This window comes from Xanthomonas sp. MLO165 (assembly GCF_018831305.1).
GTDB lineage: Bacteria > Pseudomonadota > Gammaproteobacteria > Xanthomonadales > Xanthomonadaceae > Xanthomonas > Xanthomonas arboricola.
Genome location: NZ_CP029263.1, coordinates 871303 through 891871, shown reverse-complemented (window position 1 = coordinate 891871; position 20569 = coordinate 871303). Strand labels below are relative to the sequence as shown.

Annotated in this window: 18 protein-coding genes; 6 read left to right on the top strand and 12 right to left on the bottom strand. The window is 66.7% G+C overall.

Translation table 11 applies throughout. From position 1 onward, the window contains the following. Window positions 1–8 precede the first annotated feature (8 nt). Entirely contained in the window at window positions 9–101 is a 93-nt protein-coding gene (locus DGN21_RS03755; RefSeq protein WP_006452907.1) for a potassium-transporting ATPase subunit F, read from the bottom strand. Window positions 102–1108: 1007 nt separating this feature from the next. Between DGN21_RS03755 and DGN21_RS03750 the strand changes: the two genes are divergently transcribed. Beyond that, on the top strand, window positions 1109–1447 hold the full coding sequence (locus tag DGN21_RS03750) for a hypothetical protein (protein ID WP_039509881.1): 339 nt from the start codon (window positions 1109–1111) through the stop codon (window positions 1445–1447). Window positions 1448–1487: 40 nt separating this feature from the next. Here DGN21_RS03750 and DGN21_RS03745 read toward each other — a convergent pair whose 3' ends face one another. Further along, window positions 1488–2414: a DMT family transporter gene (locus DGN21_RS03745; protein WP_126965290.1), complete on the bottom strand. Its 927-nt coding sequence runs from the start codon at window positions 2412–2414 to the stop codon at window positions 1488–1490. Further along, entirely contained in the window at window positions 2411–3202 is a 792-nt protein-coding gene (locus tag DGN21_RS03740; RefSeq protein WP_126965289.1) for a PhzF family phenazine biosynthesis protein, read from the bottom strand. Before DGN21_RS03740 ends, DGN21_RS03745 begins: the two co-directional genes overlap by 4 nt. Window positions 3203–3330: 128 nt before the next feature. On the opposite strand from DGN21_RS03740, the gene DGN21_RS03735 reads away from it, so the two are divergent. Beyond that, complete coding sequence (locus DGN21_RS03735; RefSeq protein WP_126965288.1) at window positions 3331–4740, top strand: PLP-dependent aminotransferase family protein; 1410 nt, start codon at window positions 3331–3333, stop codon at window positions 4738–4740. A gap of 604 nt (window positions 4741–5344) precedes the next feature. Here the strand turns inward: DGN21_RS03735 and fghA are convergent. From fghA to DGN21_RS03705, 8 genes are all read right to left on the bottom strand, one after another. Continuing rightward, window positions 5345–6175 (bottom strand): S-formylglutathione hydrolase, encoded by an 831-nt coding sequence (fghA, locus tag DGN21_RS03730; protein WP_126965287.1) that lies wholly within the window; start codon window positions 6173–6175, stop codon window positions 5345–5347. A gap of 58 nt (window positions 6176–6233) precedes the next feature. Next, on the bottom strand, window positions 6234–6809 hold the full coding sequence (gene gfa / locus DGN21_RS03725; protein ID WP_102255721.1) for an S-(hydroxymethyl)glutathione synthase: 576 nt from the start codon (window positions 6807–6809) through the stop codon (window positions 6234–6236). A 68-nt stretch (window positions 6810–6877) separates the two neighbouring features. After that, window positions 6878–7987 (bottom strand): S-(hydroxymethyl)glutathione dehydrogenase/class III alcohol dehydrogenase, encoded by a 1110-nt coding sequence (locus DGN21_RS03720; protein WP_054591879.1) that lies wholly within the window; start codon window positions 7985–7987, stop codon window positions 6878–6880. 63 nt (window positions 7988–8050) lie between these two features. Beyond that, entirely contained in the window at window positions 8051–8326 is a 276-nt protein-coding gene (frmR, locus tag DGN21_RS03715; RefSeq protein WP_016902624.1) for a formaldehyde-responsive transcriptional repressor FrmR, read from the bottom strand. 275 nt (window positions 8327–8601) lie between these two features. Then, the gene (locus tag DGN21_RS03710) at window positions 8602–11973 is read right to left on the bottom strand and encodes a PAS domain S-box protein (RefSeq protein WP_252374687.1); all 3372 of its coding nucleotides are present in this window, start codon (window positions 11971–11973) and stop codon (window positions 8602–8604) included. Further along, window positions 11913–12218: a hypothetical protein gene (locus tag DGN21_RS20145; protein ID WP_237474936.1), complete on the bottom strand. Its 306-nt coding sequence runs from the start codon at window positions 12216–12218 to the stop codon at window positions 11913–11915. The genes DGN21_RS03710 and DGN21_RS20145 overlap by 61 nt, the downstream gene beginning before the upstream one ends. A 323-nt stretch (window positions 12219–12541) precedes the next feature. Then, a complete protein-coding gene (locus tag DGN21_RS20140; protein WP_126965329.1) occupies window positions 12542–12835 on the bottom strand; it encodes a hypothetical protein in 294 nt (97 codons plus the stop codon). A 506-nt stretch (window positions 12836–13341) separates the two neighbouring features. Next, on the bottom strand, window positions 13342–14442 hold the full coding sequence (locus DGN21_RS03705) for a glycosyltransferase (RefSeq protein WP_126965286.1): 1101 nt from the start codon (window positions 14440–14442) through the stop codon (window positions 13342–13344). 137 nt (window positions 14443–14579) lie between these two features. Between DGN21_RS03705 and DGN21_RS03700 the strand changes: the two genes are divergently transcribed. Beyond that, the gene (locus DGN21_RS03700) at window positions 14580–15299 is read left to right on the top strand and encodes a response regulator transcription factor (RefSeq protein WP_087962308.1); all 720 of its coding nucleotides are present in this window, start codon (window positions 14580–14582) and stop codon (window positions 15297–15299) included. After that, window positions 15296–16819: an ATP-binding protein gene (locus tag DGN21_RS03695; protein ID WP_104608531.1), complete on the top strand. Its 1524-nt coding sequence runs from the start codon at window positions 15296–15298 to the stop codon at window positions 16817–16819. The genes DGN21_RS03700 and DGN21_RS03695 overlap by 4 nt, the downstream gene beginning before the upstream one ends. 135 nt (window positions 16820–16954) lie before the next feature. On the opposite strand, the gene DGN21_RS03690 is transcribed toward DGN21_RS03695, so the two are convergent. After that, entirely contained in the window at window positions 16955–18319 is a 1365-nt protein-coding gene (locus tag DGN21_RS03690; RefSeq protein WP_160954915.1) for a glutamate--cysteine ligase, read from the bottom strand. 291 nt (window positions 18320–18610) lie between these two features. On the opposite strand from DGN21_RS03690, the gene DGN21_RS03685 reads away from it, so the two are divergent. Both DGN21_RS03685 and DGN21_RS03680 read left to right on the top strand, forming a co-directional pair. Then, a complete protein-coding gene (locus tag DGN21_RS03685) occupies window positions 18611–19447 on the top strand; it encodes a helix-turn-helix transcriptional regulator (RefSeq protein ID WP_102254812.1) in 837 nt (278 codons plus the stop codon). 104 nt (window positions 19448–19551) lie between these two features. Further along, window positions 19552–20529, top strand: a complete 978-nt coding sequence (locus DGN21_RS03680) for an MBL fold metallo-hydrolase (RefSeq protein WP_160954916.1) — start codon at window positions 19552–19554, stop codon at window positions 20527–20529. The last annotated feature ends 40 nt before the right edge of the window (window positions 20530–20569 follow it).

Genomic DNA, 20569 nt, shown 5'->3' with positions numbered 1-20569 from the left:
CACTCGCATCAGAAGTCTTCGGGGCGCAGGACCACGTACAACAGGTACGCGGCGGCAACGAGTACGGCCACGCCGCACAACAGGGACAACCAGGCAGGCATGTCGGCTACTCCCCGAGGCGCGCGCAACGCGGCGCGATGGATGCGAGATGCGACGGCGCATGCAGCGTCTGCAGGCCGACAAGGCAAAGCGCTGCCGCACCGCGCGCGCAGCGGCGATGGAGCAGACAGGTCAAGGGATGCATCGGGATCGTCCACGGCGGAACCGCTCCGCCAACCTGCGCAGTGTCTTCCCGGGCTGCGTAAAGTCGCTATGGACCTGCAACAGCCGCCGCGTAAATTCCGCATAAATGCTGTGTGGCGACGGTCTGCAGTCACGTCTCCACGCTATGCAGCCGTTTCCGGGCAACTTCTGCCTCTAGTCCCCAACTCAGGACGACCAGGTTTTGAGTCAGGACGTTATGAGGTGGTAGCAAAGCCGCGTTGGTCGAGGGCGCGGTGCCCTCACCACTTCCGGGACACGCCGTAGATCCGTCCATGGAGGCTCCTTGGCGGCATCCATGCCGCCAAGGGTCCCGGAACCGGCAAGGTCACCGCACCAGGACGTTCTGAGATTGCTTTATCGAAAGCCTGCTGATTGCTCGGCTCGTCTTGGCAACTGATTGGCCATGCTGCAAACACTGCATGCCACGCCCTGCTCGCCCGTGCACACCGACTATCTGGACTGGTCCTTGCCCGCCCACCGTCGCGGGACCTTACGCGGCATGGATGCCGCGTAAGAGCCTACAAGGACGTACTTGCGGCGTGTCCTGCGATGGTGGGCGGGCAAGGACCCTGCAGTGGAGCCGCAGATCAGCCGCTCTACAACTGACCTAGCCGCGCGACCTCATCCCTAATACACAAGGACACAAAGACAACCGGGATTCCGAGTCGCAGCCTCGCTCACCAGATGCCGTCAAAACCTGGCGGGACGAGCGCACAGCACCTCTTCGCTCGCGGAACAGGCCGTGACGCCGCAGCTGGAGGCTCCCCACGTGTCCCCACCTGTCGACGGAGCGATCACCGTCGCTGCAATAACGTACCGGCGTCATCCATCAGAGTCCTTGCACATGCCTGTCAGCTACTCGATCAGCCTGCCCGACCCCAAGCTCGCCCGCGGCGGCGATGCGAGCGTGAGCTTTAGTGCCCATGGTGCCGAGGCCTTTGCCGAACAGTTGCAGGCCGCCTTGCGCGATCCGGCCTGGTTCGATCGCTGGCGCCAGCTGCAGGCCGACCCGGACGCGGTGGACCCCAGCCTGGGCGTGACCGATCCGTCGGCCACGGTTACCGGCAAGCAGGGCGACCTGCGTGTCGACCTGGTCGCCACCACCAGCATCCCCGGCGACCTGCTCAAGCAGCGCATGCAGGCCCTGGCCGGGCACCACTGGGAACTGCGCGACGTGCGTTGAGTTCCACGGCTGCCGCGTGCACTGCGCGGCGGCACTTTGCTCAGGCCGGTGCGCTGTCTGCCACACGCCGCGTCCAGCGCCATTTCAGATTCACCGCCAGTGTGCCCACCACGATCAGCGCCAGGCCCAGCCACTGCGCCGGCACCAATGCGTGGCCATAGAGCAGATAGTCCAGCAGTAGCGTCACCAGCGGGTACACGAACGCCAGCACCGCAATCGTGGCCACATGCAGATGGCGATAGGACGAATAGAACAGCACATAGACGATACCGCTGTGGATCACGCCCAGGCCCGCCAGCCATAGCCAGTGCACACCCGGATGCAACGCCGCACTGCTGGAAAACCCGGCCAGCAGGAACGTGCCGACCCAACACTGCACCGTCACCACCGCAAGCGGCCGCTCGCGGCTGATACGGCGCGACATCAGCAGCGACGCACCGCATAGCAGCGCCGCCAACAGCGTGAGTGCGATGCCGATCAGATAGCCACGGTCGGCCGCCTGCCACAACCGCGCCGGATTTGCCGAGCAGGCCACGCCGACGAATGCCAGCAACGTCCAGCCCAGATCGGCACGCCGCGCGCGCTCGCCTTGCAACAACGCGGCCAGCAGCAACATCACGAACGGAAACACGTGGTAGACCATGGTCGCCACGCCGATCGACGAGCGCGCCATGCCGGCGAACAACGCCACCCAATTCAACACCAGCAGCACACCGCTGACGATGGCATCGCGCAACAGCGCACGCTCGCGCCATAGCCCTCGTAGCTGTCCACCGACCAAGCCGCATACGGTAAGAAACAGCGCCCCGAACAGGCAACGATAGAACACCGCCGTCACCGGATCCTGCCCGCTTTCGTGGACGAATACGCCGACCGAACCGACCAGGACTTCGGCAACCAGCAATTGCCAGACCGCCCGTCGCCCAGCGCCGGCCGATACTGCATGCACAGATAGGGGAGTGTTCATAGCGCAATGGTTCCCTGCAGATACTGGACAGCGCTGCCGCGCACGTAGACATGCCGCGGCTCGACCCGGCACTGCAGTTCGCCGCCACGCGCGGAGACCTGCAGCGCGGTGAGCTGCGTCTTGCCCAGCCGCTGCGCCCACAGCGGCGCAAGCGCGGCATGAATCGATCCGGTGACCGGATCTTCGCTACCGCCGTTGCAGGGCCAGAAATAGCGGGAGACAAAATCATGCTCAAGGCCTGGTGCGGTGACCGCCACATCGCGCGGCGCCAGCGCCAGCATCCGGCCCAGATCCGGCGTCACCGCACGCACCTGTGCTTGGTCGGCGTAGACGGCGATATACGCCTGCGCGTTCGCATAGACAGCGTGGGGCGCGATCGATAACGACTCAGACAACGCGTGCGGCACCATTTGCAGCAGCGACGGCTCCTGGTTGGGGAAGCGCAGCTCGAAGCTGCGCTCATCCATCCTGGCAACGGCGATCTCACCGACAGCCGGCGCACGCAAGCGCAGTGGAAACGCCGCCAGCTGGTGCGTCGCGATCACGAACGCGCTGGCCAAGGTCGCATGCCCGCAGAAGCCGACCTCCTTGAGCGGAGAAAACCAGCGGATATCGAACACCCCGCTGTCGTCGCGAACGAAGAAGGCGGTCTCCGAAAGATTGTGTTCGCTGGCGATGGCCTGCATCACCGGCTCCGGCAACCAGGCCTGCAATGGCACCACGGCTGCCGGATTGCCCTTGAAACGCAGCGTGGTGAACGCATCGACGATAAACACAGGAAGCAGCACGGCCAACCTCACAGAAGGGAAGATACCTGGCGTACTCACCGGGCACGGCCAGTCTGCAACGTGCTACCCGACCATCACAGATTCAGATACGCTGCAAATCGACCAATACAGATGGAAGGCGCCCGCAGATGCTGCTGTACGAATCGCTGGCCACGCAGCTGCGGCAGCAGATCGAAGGCGGCACCTTGCGTGCCGGCGAGCGCCTGCCCTCGATCCGGCAACTGGCCGCCAACCATGGCATCAGCACCGCCACCGCCGTGCAGGCCTGCCTGCAACTGGAACGCGAGGGGCGCGTGCAAGCGCGCCCGCGCTCGGGCTACTTCGTGCGCAGCGCGGCGCCTGCATTGCCGGCTGCCGCACCCGTCCCACGTCGGCGCAAACCGGGCATGGTCGACAACCCCGCCTTGCAGCGCGTACTCGACACCTTGGCGCGTACCGACCTGGTGCCGCTGCACACTGCCACCCCCGCGCCTGCGTTATTGCCCACCGCGCAACTGGCCGCGGCCCTGTCGCGGCAGCTGCGTCGCCAGCGCACGGCGGCGCTGGATTACGCACCGCCGCAAGGGCATGCCGCACTGCGCCGTCAGATCGCACAACGTTATGCACACTGCGCAACCACCGTCGACGCAGAAGAGGTGGTGATCACCGCCGGCGCGATGGAGGCGATCAGCCTGGCGCTGCGCACGCTCACCGCACCAGGCGATGTGGTGCTGGTGGAAACGCCCACGTATCACGGCATCCTGCAGGCGGTGGCGGCACTGCGCCTGAAGGTGCTGGAGGTACCCAACCGTCCCGGCCAGGGTATCGATGTCGCGCGTCTGGATACGCTGTTGCAGCGCACGCCGGTGCGTGCGGCAGTGCTGATTCCCAACTTCAACAACCCAAGCGGCAGCCTCACGCCCGACAGCGCCAAGCGCGTATTGCTCGACAGCTGCGCACGCCATGGCACCGTGGTGATCGAAGACGATATCTACGGCGAACTGGATTGGTCGGGGCAACGTCCACGCCCGCTGCGCCATTTCGATACCCATGCCAACGTGATCACCTGCGGCTCGTTCTCCAAGGTGCTCTCGCCCGGCCTGCGGGTGGGGTGGTTGCTGGGTGGCGACTGGACCGACGCCCTGGTGCGCGCCAAGTACTTTTCCACCGTCGGCAGCGCCAGCCTGCCGCAACTGGCACTGGCCGACTACCTGGCGCAACACGATCTGGAACGGCATCTGCGCAAGCTACGCCGCACCCTGGCCGACAACGGGCAGCGGCTGCGCGGTGCCATCGTGCGGCATTGGCCGGAAGGCACGCGCGTGGGCGACCCGGCAGGCGGGTTATCGCTATGGCTGCAATTGCCCGACGGCGGTAGCGGCCAGGCCGTGTTCGAGGCCGCGCTGGCAGAACGCATCGGCACCTCGCCCGGTCATCTGTACTCCAGCCGTGGCGACTACGCAGATCACCTGCGGCTGACCTGCGGCCAGCCATGGAGCGACACCCTGGAGCGCGCGATGCGCCGATTGGGCAAGCTTGCGGCGCAGGTAGTGCGTTAGCCGTTCTTGGTTTGTGGCAATGGCTATAGCCGACAAGATAATGATGTGACGCAGCTGGTCGACGCAGACTTCAGATGCGAGAAGGCTGCTTGCGCGCCTTACCAGGAAGTTTGCAGGGCGTTGTGTTGAAGCCTGCCTGTTGAATGCGCTGTATTGAAAAGCTGACAGGACGCCGTTATCCAAACAATGGCACGCCATGCTCTGCTTGCACCAGCACACCGACCATCTCGCTTGGTCCTTGCCCGCTCACCGTCGCGGGACCTTACGCGGCATGGATGCCGCGTAAGAGCCTACACGGACGTACTTGCGGCGTGTCCCGCGATGGTGGGCGGGCAAGGGCCCTGCAGCCACGCCGCAGATAGGCTGCTCTACCGGCCGACCTACGCGCTCTACCAAGCTTCGCCGTATCCTCATCCGCCCCTGCGGGGCACCTTCTCCGGAGGGGAGAAGGGAGGTCAATTCGAGGCTTTATTCATGCCACGGCCCACGCAACACGGCAGCGCGGCAGCGCGGCAGCGCGGCAGCGCGGCAATGCAAGGTAAGGCAATGCGCACCACCATCCACCATCGCATACCACGCATCTACTGCGCACTCGACCAGCCGATCAACCACGCAATGCCGCGGCATGGTGTGCGATGTGTTCGCCGATAAAGCTGGCGATGAAGTAGTAGCTATGGTCGTAACCGGGCTGCAGCCGCACCGTGACCGGATAATCGGCGGCCTTGGCAGCCTGTTCAAACAGCGACGTCTTCAGCTGGCTTTCCAAAAATTCGTCGCCATCGCCCTGATCGATCAACAGCGGCAGGCGTTCCTGCGCCTGTGCGATCAACGCAGTGGCGTCGTACGCTTGCCACGCTGCACGGTCCGCCCCCAGGTACTGGCCGAACGCCTTCTCGCCCCACGGCACCTGGCTGGGCGCCACGATCGGCGAGAATGCCGACACGCTGCGATAGCGGCCCGGATTCTTCAACGCGATGGTCAAGGCGCCGTGGCCGCCCATCGAGTGGCCGCTGATCGCACGCGCACCGGTGGTGGCGAACTGCGCTTCGATCAACGCCGGCAATTCGTTCACCACATAGTCGTACATGCGGTAATGCGCCGCCCACGGCTGCTCGGTGGCATCGACATAGAAGCCGGCGCCCTTGCCGATGTCGTAGCCATCCGCGTCGGCCACATCGTCGCCACGCGGGCTGGTGTCGGGCGCGACGAGGATCACGCCGTGCTCGGCCGCATACCGCTGCGCGCCGGCCTTGCTGATGAAGTTCTGTTCGGTGCAGGTCAGCCCGCTCAGCCAGTACAGCACCGGTAACGGGCCGTCGGCGGCCTGCGGGGGCAGATAGACGCCGACCTGCATGCTGCAGTTCAAGCTCTGCGACTGATGCCGGTAGACGTCTTGCCAGCCGCCGAAGCAGGCGTGGTGTTCGATACGTTCCATGAGATTCCTTCGATAAAAACCCGCGGCCGGCACGAGCGCCGGCCGCGGGGTTGGACGGTCAGTGCAGCAAACCTTTCTTGCGTGCCACATTGGCGGCCAGCGCATCCATCAATCCCGGCGACAGGCAGTCGTACGGGGTCAGCCCGAGCTCGTTGAGACGCGCGCGCACGCCGTCCATGTCCGCTGGCGGCGTGCCGGTTTCGATGATGGAGGACACGAACGCCGCAAAGCCCGGCGGCGACCAGCCCGACTGCTGCGATAACTCGGTATGGATGAAGTCCAGACCGTAAAACGCGTGCCCCTTGTCTTCGATGCGACCGAACATATGCACGCCGCAGCCGGTGCACGCATGCCGCTGGATCGCCGCGCTTTCGTCGACGATCTTGAGCTTTTCCGCATGCGCGGTCACCGTGACCTTGTCGCGCGGCACCACCGCAATCACCGAAAACGTCGCGCCTTCCGGCTTCCAGCATTTACTGCAGCCGCAGGCGTGGTTGTGCGCGGTCTGCGCAGCCACGTCCACGGTCACCTTGTCGCTGGCGCAGTGGCATTCAAGGGTTCCGCCCTGAAAGCTCTCCGCACCGCCACGCGCTATACCACTGTCTACCGAAGGATGAATCGAGACGCTGGTCATCATGCCCCTCCCGGAGTATCGGGTACCACGTGCGCGGAAGCGGCCGCGCGCCGCTCCTGGCCGTACGGTCAGAAATGGATCACGGTGCGGATCGACTTGCCTTCGTGCATCAAGTGGAAGGCTTCGTTGATCTCTTCTAGCGGCATGGTGTGGGTGATGAACGGATCGAGATCGATCTCGCCGTTCATCGATTGCTCCACCATGCCCGGCAACTGGGTCCGTCCCTTGACGCCGCCGAAGGCCGACCCGCGCCATACGCGGCCGGTCACCAGCTGGAACGGACGGGTGCTGATTTCCTGGCCGGCGCCGGCCACGCCAATGATGACGCTCTCGCCCCAGCCCTTGTGGCAACACTCCAGCGCCGAACGCATCACGTTGACGTTGCCGATGCACTCGAAGCTGAAGTCCACGCCGCCATCGGTCAGCTCGACGATGACCTCCTGGATCGGCTTGTCGTAGTCCTTGGGGTTGATGCAATCGGTGGCGCCCATGCTGCGCGCCAGATCGAACTTGCCCGGGTTGGTGTCGATGGCCAGGATGCGCCCGGCCTTGGCCTGCACCGCGCCCTGGATCACCGCCAGCCCGATGCCGCCCAGGCCGAACACCGCCACGCTTTCGCCCGGCTTGACCTTGGCGGTGTTGTGCACCGCGCCGATGCCGGTGGTGACGCCGCAACCGAGCAGGCAGACCTTTTCCAGCGGCGCTTCCGGGTTCACCACCGCCAGCGAGATCTCCGGCACCACGGTGTACTCGCTGAAGGTGCTGCAGCCCATGTAGTGGTAGATCGGCTCGCCGTTGTAGGAGAAGCGCGTGGTGCCGTCGGGCATCAGGCCCTTGCCCTGGGTGGCGCGCACGGCCTGGCACAGGTTGGTCTTGCCCGACAGGCAGAACTTGCACTTGCGGCATTCGGCGGTGTACAGCGGGATCACGTGGTCGCCGACCTTGACGCTGGTGACGCCCTCGCCGACCTGCTCGACGATGCCGCCGCCCTCGTGGCCCAGCACGGACGGGAAGATGCCTTCCGGGTCGTCGCCGGACAGCGTGAACGCGTCGGTGTGGCACACACCGGTGTGGGTGATGCGGACCAGCACTTCGCCGGCCTGTGGCGGTGCGACGTCGATCTCGACGATTTCCAGCGGCTTGCCGGGTCCGAATGCAACTGCTGCACGGGATTTCATGTGGTGGCGCTCCTGACGATGGGGTTCAAGGACGGGCACGGCAGGCGCCGGCCCGGTGGGAGTTCATTTGAGATAGGACCGGACCAGCCCGAGCAGCTCCTGCACCCGCTCGGCGCGCTGCGCGTCGGAAGCGGCGGCGTGGCCGAAGTCCTCGCGGATATGCGCTTCGAGCACCTGCGACATCAGCCCATTGACGGCACCCCGGATTGCGGCGATCTGCTGCAGCACAGGCGCACAGTCTGCGCCCGCCTCCAGCGCGCGCTCAAGCGCGTCGCATTGCCCGCGCAGACGTCGCACGCGTGCTAGCGCCCGCTTTTTTTCCTGCGGCGAATGCGGCATGACGGCTCCGGCCAGATACTGGGGGGCAGTATATGGATTCGCCCGAAAAAATCCATGCCCATGAGCATGTCGGCGCAAGGAGGCTGCTGACGGTTGTGGCCTGGATCGGAGTCCAGCTGCGACACCACCACGCCAGCCATGGCGTTGAAGGTCCATCCAGGCGTCCGCAGCTCCTCGCCCCTTGCTGCTGCATGGCGGCAGATTCGGCCCGCCGGCCGCCTCCGTCGCACTGCAGCACGCCATTGGCGGGCGTTTGCAGGCGCAACACGCGCCCGTCAGCTGTCGTCGCTGTCCAGACGCATGCTCTGCGATACCGGCAGCTCGATGGTGCAGCGCACGCCGTCCGGCCCCAGCGCGTAAGTCGTCTCGGCCTGCAGTTGGTACGGCAACGCACGTTCGATCAGCTCGCGCCCATAGCCGGAGCCCTGCGCCGCTTCGCCAGGCGCCGGCATATGCACACCGGTCTCGCTCCACTCGATATGCAGGCGGGTGCCCTTGGCGGTACCCAGCAGGCGCCAGCGCACCCGCAACTGGCCGCCGGCCTGTGCAAGCGCGCCGTACTTGTTGGCATTGGTCGCCAGCTCATGCAGGGCCAGCGCAAAGGTCTGCACGGTGCTGGAGCGCAGACGCACGCCGGCGGGGCCGTCCAGTGTCACGCGGTCGCCTTGGCCTTGCGCATCGATCGCGCCCATGGCCGACAGCTCGACCTGGATCAATTCATCGAACAGAATGCGATCGCCCTCGTTCAGGCGCGACAGCAGGCCCTGCACGCGCGCCAGGGCATCCAGGCGATCGTTGTAGATCAGCGCCAGCTCGGCGATGGTCTTGCTGCTGCGCTGCGTGCGATTGAAGACCACACGCACCACACCCATCAGATTACGCGTGCGGTGCTGCAACTCGGCCAGCAACACCTGCTGGCGATCTTCCCACTGCCGTCGTCGGGTCACGTCCTGGCCGATCTTGAGATAGCCCAGCGGCTCGGCGCTGCCATTGCGCAGCGGCCGCGTTGCGCCTTCGATGAAGACGTGCCGGCCATCCTTGCACCGATGCCAGCGCACATTCGGCGCGCCGCCTGTGTAATGCGCCTGCTCGATCTCGCGCTGCGGCACGCCGGTCAGGCGATCTTCGGCAACGAAGGTCATCGCGATGTGTTGGCCGATCGCCTCTTCCGCGGTCCAGCCGAACACCGCCTCCGCACCCGGCGGCCAGGTCTGGATGTGTCCGCGCGTATCGGTGGTAAAGATTGCGTAGTCGAGCGCGCTCTCCAGGATCACCCGGTAGCGCTCCTCGCTTTCGAGCAGCGCGCCCTGTGCACGCGCACGCTCCAGCGCCGCCCCGGTGCGCTCGGCTGTTTCCTCTGCCAGACGGATCTCGGCGGCATTCCAGTTGCGTGCGCTGCGTTGATTGACCACGAAGGTCGCCACCACCTGGCCGCCCCTGATCAGCGGCACTACGATCAGCGCAGCGATCTGGTTGCCCAGATAGGCCGCGCGCTGATCGTCGGGCAATGCGCGATCGGTGGCGGCATCGCGCACCACCCAGGTCTGCGCGTCGAGCAGCCAGGGCATCGGCCAGTCGGTCAACGCGAAACGACGTGCATGACTGGTTTCATCAGGCTGATGCCAGTCGCGCTCGACCACGTACTGCTGCGCCCTGGCATCCACCTCGACGTAGTAGGCGCGGCCGGCGGCCAGATGCTCGCCCAGCACGCGCGCGGCCTCGCCCTGGATCGCAGCCGGATCGGACAGCGGCCGCAGCGCGTCGGAGAGTTTCAACAGGAAGGCATTGCGGTCCTGCACCTCGCGCAGCGCCGCTTCGGTGAGCTTGCGGTCGGTGATGTCGAGCACGAACTCGAAGCCGGTGCCGTCGGGCAAGCGCTTGGACGCAAACAGGGCCCAGCGCCGGGTTCCGTCCTTGCACAGGTATTGGCGCTCATACGGTGTGGCACTGCCCTTGGTCCTGAGTTCCTCGAACGCCCGCTCGCACAGGTCCCTGGCTTCGGGTGGGGTCAGCGCCTGCCAGGAGAGCGTGCCCGCTTCCACGTCGGCACGGCTGTAGCCGCTCATTTTCAGGAAGGTGTCGTTGGCATCGGTGAGGCGGCCGCCCATGTCGAAGTAGGTCGCACCGACGGTTTCGATCGTCAATGCGGTGCGGAAGCGTTCTTCGCTGGCACGCAGCCGCGCGTCGGCGCGTTTCTTGTCGGAGATGTCGCGGAAGTACACCGACATGCCGCCATCGTTGGTGGGATAGATGCTGATATCCACCCAGTACCCCAACGCCGGCGACAAGGCTTCCAGTCTGACCACCTGGCGTGTCTGTGCCGCGCGCACATGCGCCTGATACGGAAGCGACCCGATCGAGTCGGGAAACTGCTCCCACAGCAGGTTTCCCAGCAGTTGGTCGCGCGAACGCCCCCACAGCAGCTCGGCTTTCTGGTTGATGTAGGTGAAGCGCCCCTGCGCGTCGACGCCATAGAAGGCGTCGGAAATACTTTCGAGGATGTCGCGATTGCGCTCGGCAAGCGCGCCCACTTCCGTCTGCACCTGGCGCTGCACCGTGACGTCCTGCACCACCGCAACGCCACCGGTCACACCATCCTCTTCGCGCAGCGCCACCGCGGTGATGCGCAACCAGCGCTGCGCAGTGTCACGGGGATCGAGGAAATCCACCGGCATGGTCGCATCTTCGCCACGCAGCGCACGGGCGCAGGGAAATTCCTCGATCGCAACCGCCCGCCCCTGCTGGTCGACCCCGGCCCACGGTTGCTCCTGCAATGACTCGCGCGAGGGCACCCGCTCTGCCAGCTGCTCACGCAGTTGTGGATTACGGTAGGTGAAGCGGCCTTGCGTATCGAACAGGCCGATTCCGATCGGAACCTGATCGAGCACATAGGTCAGCCGCGCCTCGCTTTCGCGTAGATGTTCCTCGGCCTGCTTGCGCGCGGTAACGTCGGCGCCGGCACCGAACCACTCGGTGATGCGCCCGTCCGCATCCAGTGCCGGTACCGCCTTGGTCGCCATCCACGCAATGCTGCCATCGGCGCGTCGCACCCGGTGCTCGAACACGATCGCGCTGCGCGCGCGGATCCCTGCATCGATCCTGCTCCGCACCAGCGCCTGATCCTCTGCAGGGATGTAATCCATGATCCAGGAACGGCTGGTCGCCATCGCATCGGCAGTGCGTGCGCCGGCGGTCAGCTGGTGCATCTCGTCCCAGTCGGCGCTCATGCGGTAATGCACCTCGGAACTTGCCGCCGACAGCGCGGCCAGCCGCGACTCGCTCATGCGCAAGGCCAGCTCGCCGCGATGGCGCTCGATGTAGTCGGCAGCCGTCCATGCGAGCAGTTCGAGCAATCTGAGTTCGTGCTCCGCAGGCCGATACGGCACCGTGAACTGGGTCCCGAGCAATCCCAGCAGGCCACCGGCACGATTGAACAACGGAGTGAACTGGGCAGCACGGATGCCGCTGCACAGCGCGGCCTCATAATCGGGCGTTCCCTTCAACGGGGTGAAGGTTTCGATGTCCTCGATCACCAACTGCCGACGTTCGCGCCGCACGGTGTCGCAGGTCGCCTGGAAGCCGTCCTTCAGGAACTGCTGGACGAATGCGCTGCGTTCGTCATGTCCGCGATAGACACGCAGCTCCATCTCGCTGTTGTGTGCACTGACCAGTTGCACGCAGCCGCAGTCGGTACGCGCGAAGGCACAGGCAAGCGGGTGATCTCCTGCAGCGCGATGCGCGCATCGGCCTGTGCCGCCAGGCTGACCTGCAGGGCATGCAGGCGACGCATGCCGGAAAGCTCGTCCCGCAGCGCCGCGTTGTCCTGCATGGTGTCGTCGGGCACGGCACTCATCGTGGCCGGCTCTTGCCTGCGCGCATCGTCGTCGATCATTCGTACCGGGTGAGCCCACACAGTGCGCAATCGATGGCGAAGAGCTTGTCAGTAGCGTGCTCGACACTGCAGAGTGTCGTCGAGTGCCTGGCATACGGATAGGACCCGGCTGAAGCATCACGGAGGAAAATCGCTTCAGTCGGCCTCGCGACTGCCTGGCGATTGTCAGAGGATCCAGGTAGAGGCCGCCAAGCGCGGCCAGTGTCCGCTTCGTCCGGATCCCGCAATGCATCGTGCAGGGCGACCGCCGCTCCTGCGCAACTCACTCCAGCTGCAGCGTCGCCGCCAGCAGCTAGAACCGACGGGCGGCGTGATCAGCACGATCAGCCATGCCGCGGCAGTGGCGCGAAACCTTCGGCCTCCAGGCATTGCGACAGCGCGGGCGGAGGCGGGCCAAGGGGCGACGCGTCAGGCGCAGGCAACGCGATGCCTTGCGCGGTGGCACAGGCCTGCAACGCGGCGTCGAAGTCGGGATCGTGGGGTGGCGGACCATGTGGTTCGCCAGGCCCGTGCGGGCGATCTGGCGCCGGGCCGTCGCGCCAGGGCCCGCCGGGCAACGGCATTGGCCGCCGCACGCCGTTGCTGGCCAGACAGCGCTCAAACGCACTGCGGTCCATGCCCTGCGTGGGCGCATCGGGATGCGGCGTGGCCGCAACTGGCGGGGGCAAGGCCACTCCCTGCTCTTGAGCACAGGCCTGCATCGCGGCCAGATCGCTCGCACTCGGTGGCGGTGGTGCTGGCGGACCACGCTGTGCCTGTGGTGGCGCGGGCGGCGGCGGTGGCCCGCCGGAAGGTGCGCCGCAGAAACTGGCGCAGCCGCCCAGGCCGATCACTGCGAGCACTGCACTGATGGCAACGGCTGTGGAACGTGTCTGGACCATCGTCAATCTCCCTGGCTGGATGGCGCATGCGCTTACCGCACGCACATGGCAATGGCGGGCTGTACCCGCTTGGTCAGGGAGAGCGTTGCATCGCGATATGTCGTGCATTTGCCGCTGCGCGCCGATCGCTGGCGTGCGCCGTCATGCAGCGTGCAAGACCTGGGACCACGCCAGCACCGTGCTGCATCCAACACGCAGGGCTTTGTCAGAGCGGTGACCCGGCCAAGCCAGGGGCTAACGCATCAATTTTCGACGACCGCCTGGGCCACGTCCGTGGTGACCTCCGCCGCATCTGCCGGCAACGACGCCAACACCGCATTGCGGAAGCGCGCGGCGAACGCGGCATCGTTGGCCTGGTAGAACGCCCGCGCGTTGGCAGACAGCTGATCCAGCTGCGCCTGCGACAAGGCCAGCGCGGTTTCCACCGCCTGCGCAATGCCCGCCGCGTCCACGAAGTAGTACGACGCCAGACGCCGCTGGTGCACCTCGGCCACCGGAATCAGCACGCCGTGCTCGGGCCTGACCAGTTCGTTCATCGGCTCACCGTCGGTGGCCAGCGTCACCGCGCCCACGCTCAGCGCTTCCATCAGGTAATGCCCGAAGCCTTCGGCCTCGGATGGGCACAGATGGAACAGGTGCGCGTTCTGCAGGCGGCGCAGTTCGGCGTCGTCGAGATAACGGACGCGGTGGTCGATGTTCGGCGACACCACCGGCTTGCCGGCCGTGCGCGGATTCTGCACCACCGTCAGCAGCGGCCATTCCGGATGCCGCTGCCAGGTCTCCAGCAGCACACGGGTGCCCTTGGCGGTGCTGCGCCCGGCCAGATGGAAGAACGCACGCTGACGCACGACCTGTGCGTCGTAGCGATCCGGGCTGGTGAAGCCGATGAACCGCGTGGTGCAGCCCAGACTGCGGAAAATCCGCTCCGCGTGATGGGTCTTGCACAACACCGCGTCGAACTGCGGCAGCCGCGGCAGCCACTTGGGCAGCAACCATTCCGGATTGGGCACCAGCAGGTTGGTCTGGCCCAGCGGCAGGCAGCGCGCATACACGCGCTCGGAAAAGATCTGCACCGGCACCCGCCCGAACAGCGCGCGACTGGCCCACAGACGGGCTTCGCGTGCGGTGTCGTGCAGCCGCTGACTGGTGAAGCCCACTTCCTGCACCGGTATGCCGCCGGCACGCAGCGTCTGCGCCATCAGCACCATGTCCCGGGTCAGGCCCACGCCGTTGTCGCGGCTGATCACCCGCATCATCGGAAACGCCTTGTCATGCGTACACTCGCCATTGCTGCGGCACAGTGTCGATGGCCCGGTTTCCTGCGCGATGTCCCGTTCTGTCATGTTGCGTCACACGTGTGCCAAAGGTTGACAAATTCAATCATTATGATGCGTGCTCCAGCCCTGCAACTGCGAGCACCATGTACCCGGTCGCCACCACCCTGCGCGGGCCAAGCTCCGCGCCACCGACGATGATCTCCATGGACATGCAACAACCCTGCGTTCTTGTGGTCGACGACGACCCGGACCTGCGCAAGCTGATCGGCGAGTTCCTCAGCGCCCACGGCTACCAGGTGGACGTTGCCGAAAACGTGGCGGAGATGCGCAAGAGCATCGCCCAGCGCCGCCCGGACCTCATCGTACTCGACGTGATGATGCCTGGAGAAGACGGCCTGAGCGCGGCGCGGGCGCTGGCCAGCGAGCGCGGTTCACCTGCGGTCATCATGCTCAGCGCGCTGGGCAACGACACCGACCGCATCATCGGCCTGGAAGTGGGCGCCGACGATTACCTGGCCAAACCCTGCAATCCGCGCGAACTGCTGGCGCGGGTACGCGCCCTGCTGCGCCGCAGCCAGGCCAGCAGCGAGCAGGCCGACCACCGTGGCAATGTCTACGAGTTCGCCGGTTGGCGGCTGGACGTGGTGCGGCGCGACCTGCGTGACCCCACCGGCATCTTCATCAACCTGTCCGACGGTGAGTTCGCGCTGCTGCGTACCTTCGTCGAGCATCCGCAGCGGGTGCTCAGCCGCGACCAGTTGCTGGACTACGCCCGTGGCCGCGATACCGACGTCTATGACCGCGCCATCGACAGCCAGATCAGCCGCCTGCGCCGCAAGATCAACGAGCGCGTGCATACCGAGTTGATCCGCACCGTGCGCAACGAGGGCTACATGCTGCTGCCGGGCGTTTCGCGTCTGTGAGCAAACCGGCACGTCGCGGGCTGTCGATCTTTGCCCGTACCTTCGTGCTGCTGGCGGTGGCACTGCTCACCGCCCAGGTCATCGGCATCGCCCTGCTGGTGATGCGCACCCCGGTCTACGAGCCGCCGGTGCATCCGCCGGAGGTGGTGGCGCTGCTGTCCACGCGCATGCCGGCCGGCACCCAGACCCTGACGGTGCACGAATCGGCCCAGGCCCCGCTGCCGCCGGCAGGCCAGGTGCGCGACGGGTTCGCCGAAATGCTGCTGGCCCATTGGCTGGATGTCCCCGAGCAGCGCGTGCGCTTCTACCGCAGCGCCGACGATCGTCAGGGCCCGCGCATCGGCATGTCCCCACCGCCGCGCATGCCCGGCCAATCGCAGGCATTCGGGGCCGATGATGGCGATGCCAGTTACGCCGGCAATCGCCACGAGGCCTTGCAGCGCTCGCCGCCGGCGCCAGGCGACTGGCCGCACGAGCGCCCCCCCGGTGCCCCGCCGTTCGGCAATGGACTGCGTCCGGACGACAGCCCCGGCGCCTGGGAAAGCGAGCGCCTGACCCCGGGCGTGCCCTTGCTGGACGGCTTCACCGCCGCGCTGCAACAGCCCGATGGCCGCTGGCGCACGGTCGAATCGCCACCGCGGCGGCTGTCGGCCGAGTTCAAGACCCATGTGGTGCTGCTGTTCCTGGCCGGCCTGCTGGCCAACGTGCCGCTGGCGTGGTGGTTCTCGCGCGCGCTGTCGGCGCCGATCAAGCGCTTTGCCGAAGCCGCCGACCGGCTGGGCCGCAACCCGGATGCTGCCGCATTGCAACGCAGCGGCCCGCCGGAGATCGTGCGCGCGGCCGATTCGTTCAATGCGATGCAGGCCCGCCTGAACCGCCTGATCAACGAACGCACCCACATGGTGGCGGCGATCGCGCACGACCTGCGCACGCCGCTGGCGCGCCTGTCGTTCCGCCTGGACGGCCTGCAGCCGCCGTTGCGCGACAAGGCGCTGGCCGACATCGACGAGATGAAGGCGATGATTTCCGCCGCGCTGGACTTCATCCAGAACGATCGCCACCGCGGCAAGCGCGCGCCGCTGGACCTGCGCCTGCTGGTGGAAAGCGTGGTCGACAACGCCACCGACATCGGCGCCGATGCCGAACTGCTGCCCGGCCCGGCGATCACCCTGGATGGCGACCCGCTGGCCTTGCGGCGCGCAGTGATGAACCTGCTGGAGAACGCGCTGAAATACGGCAAGCGCGCGCGCCTGCAACTGCAGCGCGACGGCGAAGAGGGCGTGCTGTGGATCGACGACGACGGCCCCGGCATCGACCCGACCCAGCGCGAACAGCTGCTGTTGCCGTTCGTGCGTGGCGAGTCCTCGCGCAATCGCGACACCGGCGGCATCGGGCTGGGTTTGTCGGTGGCGCACAGCATCGTGCTGGCGCATGGCGGCGACCTGCGCCTGGACAACCGTGCAACAGGTGGCGGCCTGCGGGTGACGGTGCGCCTGCCGTGCATGCCGGAGCGGCGCTAGGGCCGGGTTGGAGTACGTTCTCTCGCCCGCAAGCTCGGGGGTGCAGACCGGCGCGTATCCGGGAATTCACGCCTGCACACGACGATCCGCGCGATCGATCAGCCGCGCGCGACCACTGCTGCGATCAGCAAGCGCTCAATACGCAAACTCGCGGAACACGCGATCGATGTCGCCATTCCATGCACCGTGATACAGCGCCAGCTTGCGCTCGGCGGCGGTAACACCGCTCTCGGCGATCTCGGCGATCACATCCACAAAGCCGGTTTCGTCCTGACCATCGGCATTCAGGCGCGCACGCCGACGCAGGCCCTCGCGGGCGATCTTGACCGCTTCCACCGCTAGGTCGCGCACCGTGCCATTGCGGAACGGCAGGCCGAGCGCATGCTTGGGCACGCCGTCGCGCAGCGCGTGGCGCTCGGTGGTGCTGAAATCCTTGACCAGATCCCAGGCCGCATCCAGCGCGGTGTCGTCGTACAGCAACCCCACCCAGAACGCCGACAGCGCGCACAGGCGGTCCCACGGGCCGGCGTCGGCGCCGCGCATTTCCAGGTACTTCTTGAGGCGCACTTCCGGGAATGCGGTGGTCATGTGGTCCGACCAGTCGCGCAGCGTCGGCAACGCACCCGGCAATGCCGGCAACTTGCCCTGCATGAAGTCGCGGAAGCTCTGCCCACTGGCATCGACATAGACACCGTCGCGGTAGGAGAAATACATCGGCACATCGAGCAGGTAATCGACATAGCGCTCGTAGCCGAAGCCGTCCTCGAACACGAAGTCCAGCATGCCGGTGCGGTCGGCGTCGGTATCGGTCCAGATGTGCGAGCGGTAGCTCAGGTAGCCGTTCGGCTTGCCTTCGGTGAACGGCGAATCGGCGAACAACGCGGTGGCGATCGGCTGCAACGCCAGCGACACGCGGAACTTCTTCACCATGTCCGCTTCGGTGGCGTAATCCAGGTTGACCTGCACCGTGCAGGTGCGGGTCATCATGTCCAGGCCGAGCGAGCCGACCTTGGGCATGTAGTTCTTCATGATCTGGTAGCGGCCCTTGGGCATCCACGGCATTTCATCGCGGCGCCACTTGGGCTGGAAGCCCATGCCCAGGAACCCCAGCTGCAACTCACCGGCCACCTGCGCCACTTCGTCCAGATGGGTGCCGGTTTCCACGCAGGTGTGATGCAGGGTTTCCACCGCCGCACCCGACAGTTCCAGCTGGCCGGCCGGCTCCAGCGTCACCGAGGCGCCGTCGCGCAGCAGCGCGATGGTGTGGCCATTTTCCTGCACCGGCTCCCAGCCGAAGCGGGTCAACCCGGTCAGCAGCGCCTGGATGCCGCGCTCGCCTTCGAACGTGGGCGCGCGCAGGTCGTCGAGCTGGAAGCCGAACTTTTCGTGCTCGGTGCCGATCCGCCAGTCAGCGCTGGGCTTCTCGCCGGAGGCCAGCACCTGGACCAGCTCCGCGCGTTCGGTGATCGGCGTTTCGGCAACGTGGCTGGGACTCGACAAGGGCAGGCTCGCAGGAAAATTTAGGGGAACGATGTGGGGGTCCTCCCCTGCCACCGCAAGGCCCGCACTATAACCGCAGGGCATGGAAAGAATTGCTGCCATCGGCCGGGTCTGAGATTTCCATCCATGCGCACGGCGTGGCCGCGGTAGCCGAGGCCGGGCGTGACGGAGGCGCAGTGGGTCGCAACCGTCCAGGCTGAAACTGGACACCCGCAACTTCCCGCAGGCGCGGATGCACGGCGTTTGATCGTCCGCAGCCGCGCAGCCGCGATCCTGTAGCATCGCCCGGCCATGACCGTTGCGCCCACACCCACCGACGCCCTGCTCGCGCAGATGGCCAGCCTGCTGCACTGCGAGCGCGCCGAGGGGTTTGCCTGCGTGAGTGCGCGGCGCGAACACGGGGCGCGCTCGGTAGATCTGACCCAGGCGCAGTTCGCAATTGTGTTGCAGGGCCGCAAGCAGGTGCGCAGCGCGACCCAATCGCTGCAGTTCGTGCCGGGCGACCTGTTCCTGGTGACGCGCCGTTGCCGGATCGATGTGATCAACACGCCCGACCCGCAGACCGGGCTCTACCTGAGCGTGGTGGTCCCCCTCTGCGAAGAGGCGCTGGCCGCTGCACGCGCATTGTGGAACGAGCCGCTGCCCGAGGCCGGCGCCGACATCGCACAACTGCCGGCGATCGATTTCGCGCTGACGCTGCGGCAATGGCGCGATGCCCTGCAGCACGGACTGTATACCGAAGCACGCCTGGCGCTGGCCGCACTGGTCGTCACCCTCTGCCGCCGCGGCCACGGCGGCCTGTTGTTGCCGCCGGCGCCAAGCGTTGCCGAGCAGGTGCGTACGCTGATCACCGCGCAACCGCAGCGGGCGTGGCGCTCGCGCGATATCGAAGACAGCCTGGGCATCAGCGGCGCCACCTTGCGCCGGCATCTGGCTGCCGAACACCGCTCGCTGCGCGAATTGATCACCGACGCGCGGCTGGCGCACGCCATGGCCTTGCTCTACAGCACGCGCTGGCCGCTCAAGACCGTGGCCGCGCGTGCCGGCTATCGCTCTACCCGCAGCTTCAGTCAGCGCTTCCAGCAGCGCTACGGGCTGGACCCGGCCAGCATCGGCAATAGCCGCTAGATCGCCGACGCGAGCGCTTCGCGCAGCGCAATGAGCGAATCGCGCAGGTCGCCGCCGCCAGCATGGCGACACCGCGGCGCTTGCCGCCTGTCCTGGAGTTGCCCATGTCTGTTTTTTCCGCCCTGCGTTCGCTGGCGCCGCTGTTGCTCGCCGCAAGCGCCACGCTGGCGCACGCCGCTGCGCCCGCATCCACCCACGCACAGGTCCCCGGCTTCTACCTGCAGCGCATCGGCACGCTGCGCGTCACCGCCTTGTTCGACGGCAGCGTGGCGTTGACGCGGCAACAGCTGTCCAACGTGGCCCCGGCAGAGCGCGACCGCCTGCTCGCGCAGGGCTACGTGCCCGAAGACGGCAAGGGGCTGCAGACGGCAGTCAACGCCTATCTGATCCAGGACGGCAGCCACCTCAGCCTGGTCGATACCGGCACCGCGCAGTGCCTGGGGCCCGGCCTGGGTCAGGTGCTGAGCAACCTGCGCGCCGCCGGTTACGACCCCGCCCAGATCGACGATGTGCTGCTCACCCACGCGCATCCGGACCACCTGTGCGGGCTGCTCGATGCGCAGGGCAGGCCGGCCTTTCCCAACGCCACGGTGTGGCTGTCCGAGGCCGACGCCGCGTACTGGCTGGACCCGGCCTCGGAGGCCGGTGCCGCGCCGACGCTGCAGTTCGCCTTCCCGCTGGCACGCGCAGCGGTGGCGCCGTATCAGGCCCAGGGTCGGCTGCGCCGCTTCCAGCCCGGCATCAGCGCATTGCCGGCCGGCATCAGCGCGCTGGACAGCCAGGGCCACACGCCCGGCCATGTCTCGTACCGCTTCGACGGTGGCACCGGCAACACGGTGCTGGTGTGGGGCGATGTGCTGCATTACCACGCGGTGCAGTTTGCCCGGCCGGACGCCTCGTTCGAGGCCGACAGCGACCGCAGCAAGGCGATCGCCTCACGGCGTCGTCTGCTGGCGCAGGCCGCCGACGGCCGCTGGTGGGTGGCCGGCGCGCATCTGCCGTTCCCGGGGCTGGGTCATGTGCGCCGCGAGGGCCAGGCGTTCGCCTGGGTGCCGACCGAATTCGGCGCGGTGCCGCAATGAAATCGGCGAGCCCTGGCTCGCCGTCCTGATGGTCTGAAGG

What these genes read in the sequence shown, in the direction of transcription:
- DGN21_RS03735 (WP_126965288.1), top strand. Translation starts at nt 3,331, where the DNA reads ATGCTGCTGTACGAATCGCTGGCCACGCAGCTGCGGCAGCAGATCGAA.
- DGN21_RS20140 (WP_126965329.1), bottom strand. Translation starts at nt 12,835, where the DNA reads ATGGACCGCAGTGCGTTTGAGCGCTGTCTGGCCAGCAACGGCGTGCGG.
- DGN21_RS20145 (WP_237474936.1), bottom strand. Translation starts at nt 12,218, where the DNA reads ATGATCGACGACGATGCGCGCAGGCAAGAGCCGGCCACGATGAGTGCC.
- frmR (WP_016902624.1), bottom strand. Translation starts at nt 8,326, where the DNA reads ATGCCGCATTCGCCGCAGGAAAAAAAGCGGGCGCTAGCACGCGTGCGA.
- DGN21_RS03720 (WP_054591879.1), bottom strand. Translation starts at nt 7,987, where the DNA reads ATGAAATCCCGTGCAGCAGTTGCATTCGGACCCGGCAAGCCGCTGGAA.
- DGN21_RS03700 (WP_087962308.1), top strand. Translation starts at nt 14,580, where the DNA reads ATGGACATGCAACAACCCTGCGTTCTTGTGGTCGACGACGACCCGGAC.
- DGN21_RS03680 (WP_160954916.1), top strand. Translation starts at nt 19,552, where the DNA reads ATGTCTGTTTTTTCCGCCCTGCGTTCGCTGGCGCCGCTGTTGCTCGCC.
- DGN21_RS03685 (WP_102254812.1), top strand. Translation starts at nt 18,611, where the DNA reads ATGACCGTTGCGCCCACACCCACCGACGCCCTGCTCGCGCAGATGGCC.
- fghA (WP_126965287.1), bottom strand. Translation starts at nt 6,175, where the DNA reads ATGGAACGTATCGAACACCACGCCTGCTTCGGCGGCTGGCAAGACGTC.
- DGN21_RS03745 (WP_126965290.1), bottom strand. Translation starts at nt 2,414, where the DNA reads ATGAACACTCCCCTATCTGTGCATGCAGTATCGGCCGGCGCTGGGCGA.
- DGN21_RS03750 (WP_039509881.1), top strand. Translation starts at nt 1,109, where the DNA reads ATGCCTGTCAGCTACTCGATCAGCCTGCCCGACCCCAAGCTCGCCCGC.
- DGN21_RS03755 (WP_006452907.1), bottom strand. Translation starts at nt 101, where the DNA reads ATGCCTGCCTGGTTGTCCCTGTTGTGCGGCGTGGCCGTACTCGTTGCC.
- gfa (WP_102255721.1), bottom strand. Translation starts at nt 6,809, where the DNA reads ATGACCAGCGTCTCGATTCATCCTTCGGTAGACAGTGGTATAGCGCGT.
- DGN21_RS03710 (WP_252374687.1), bottom strand. Translation starts at nt 11,973, where the DNA reads ATGGAGCTGCGTGTCTATCGCGGACATGACGAACGCAGCGCATTCGTC.
- DGN21_RS03705 (WP_126965286.1), bottom strand. Translation starts at nt 14,442, where the DNA reads ATGACAGAACGGGACATCGCGCAGGAAACCGGGCCATCGACACTGTGC.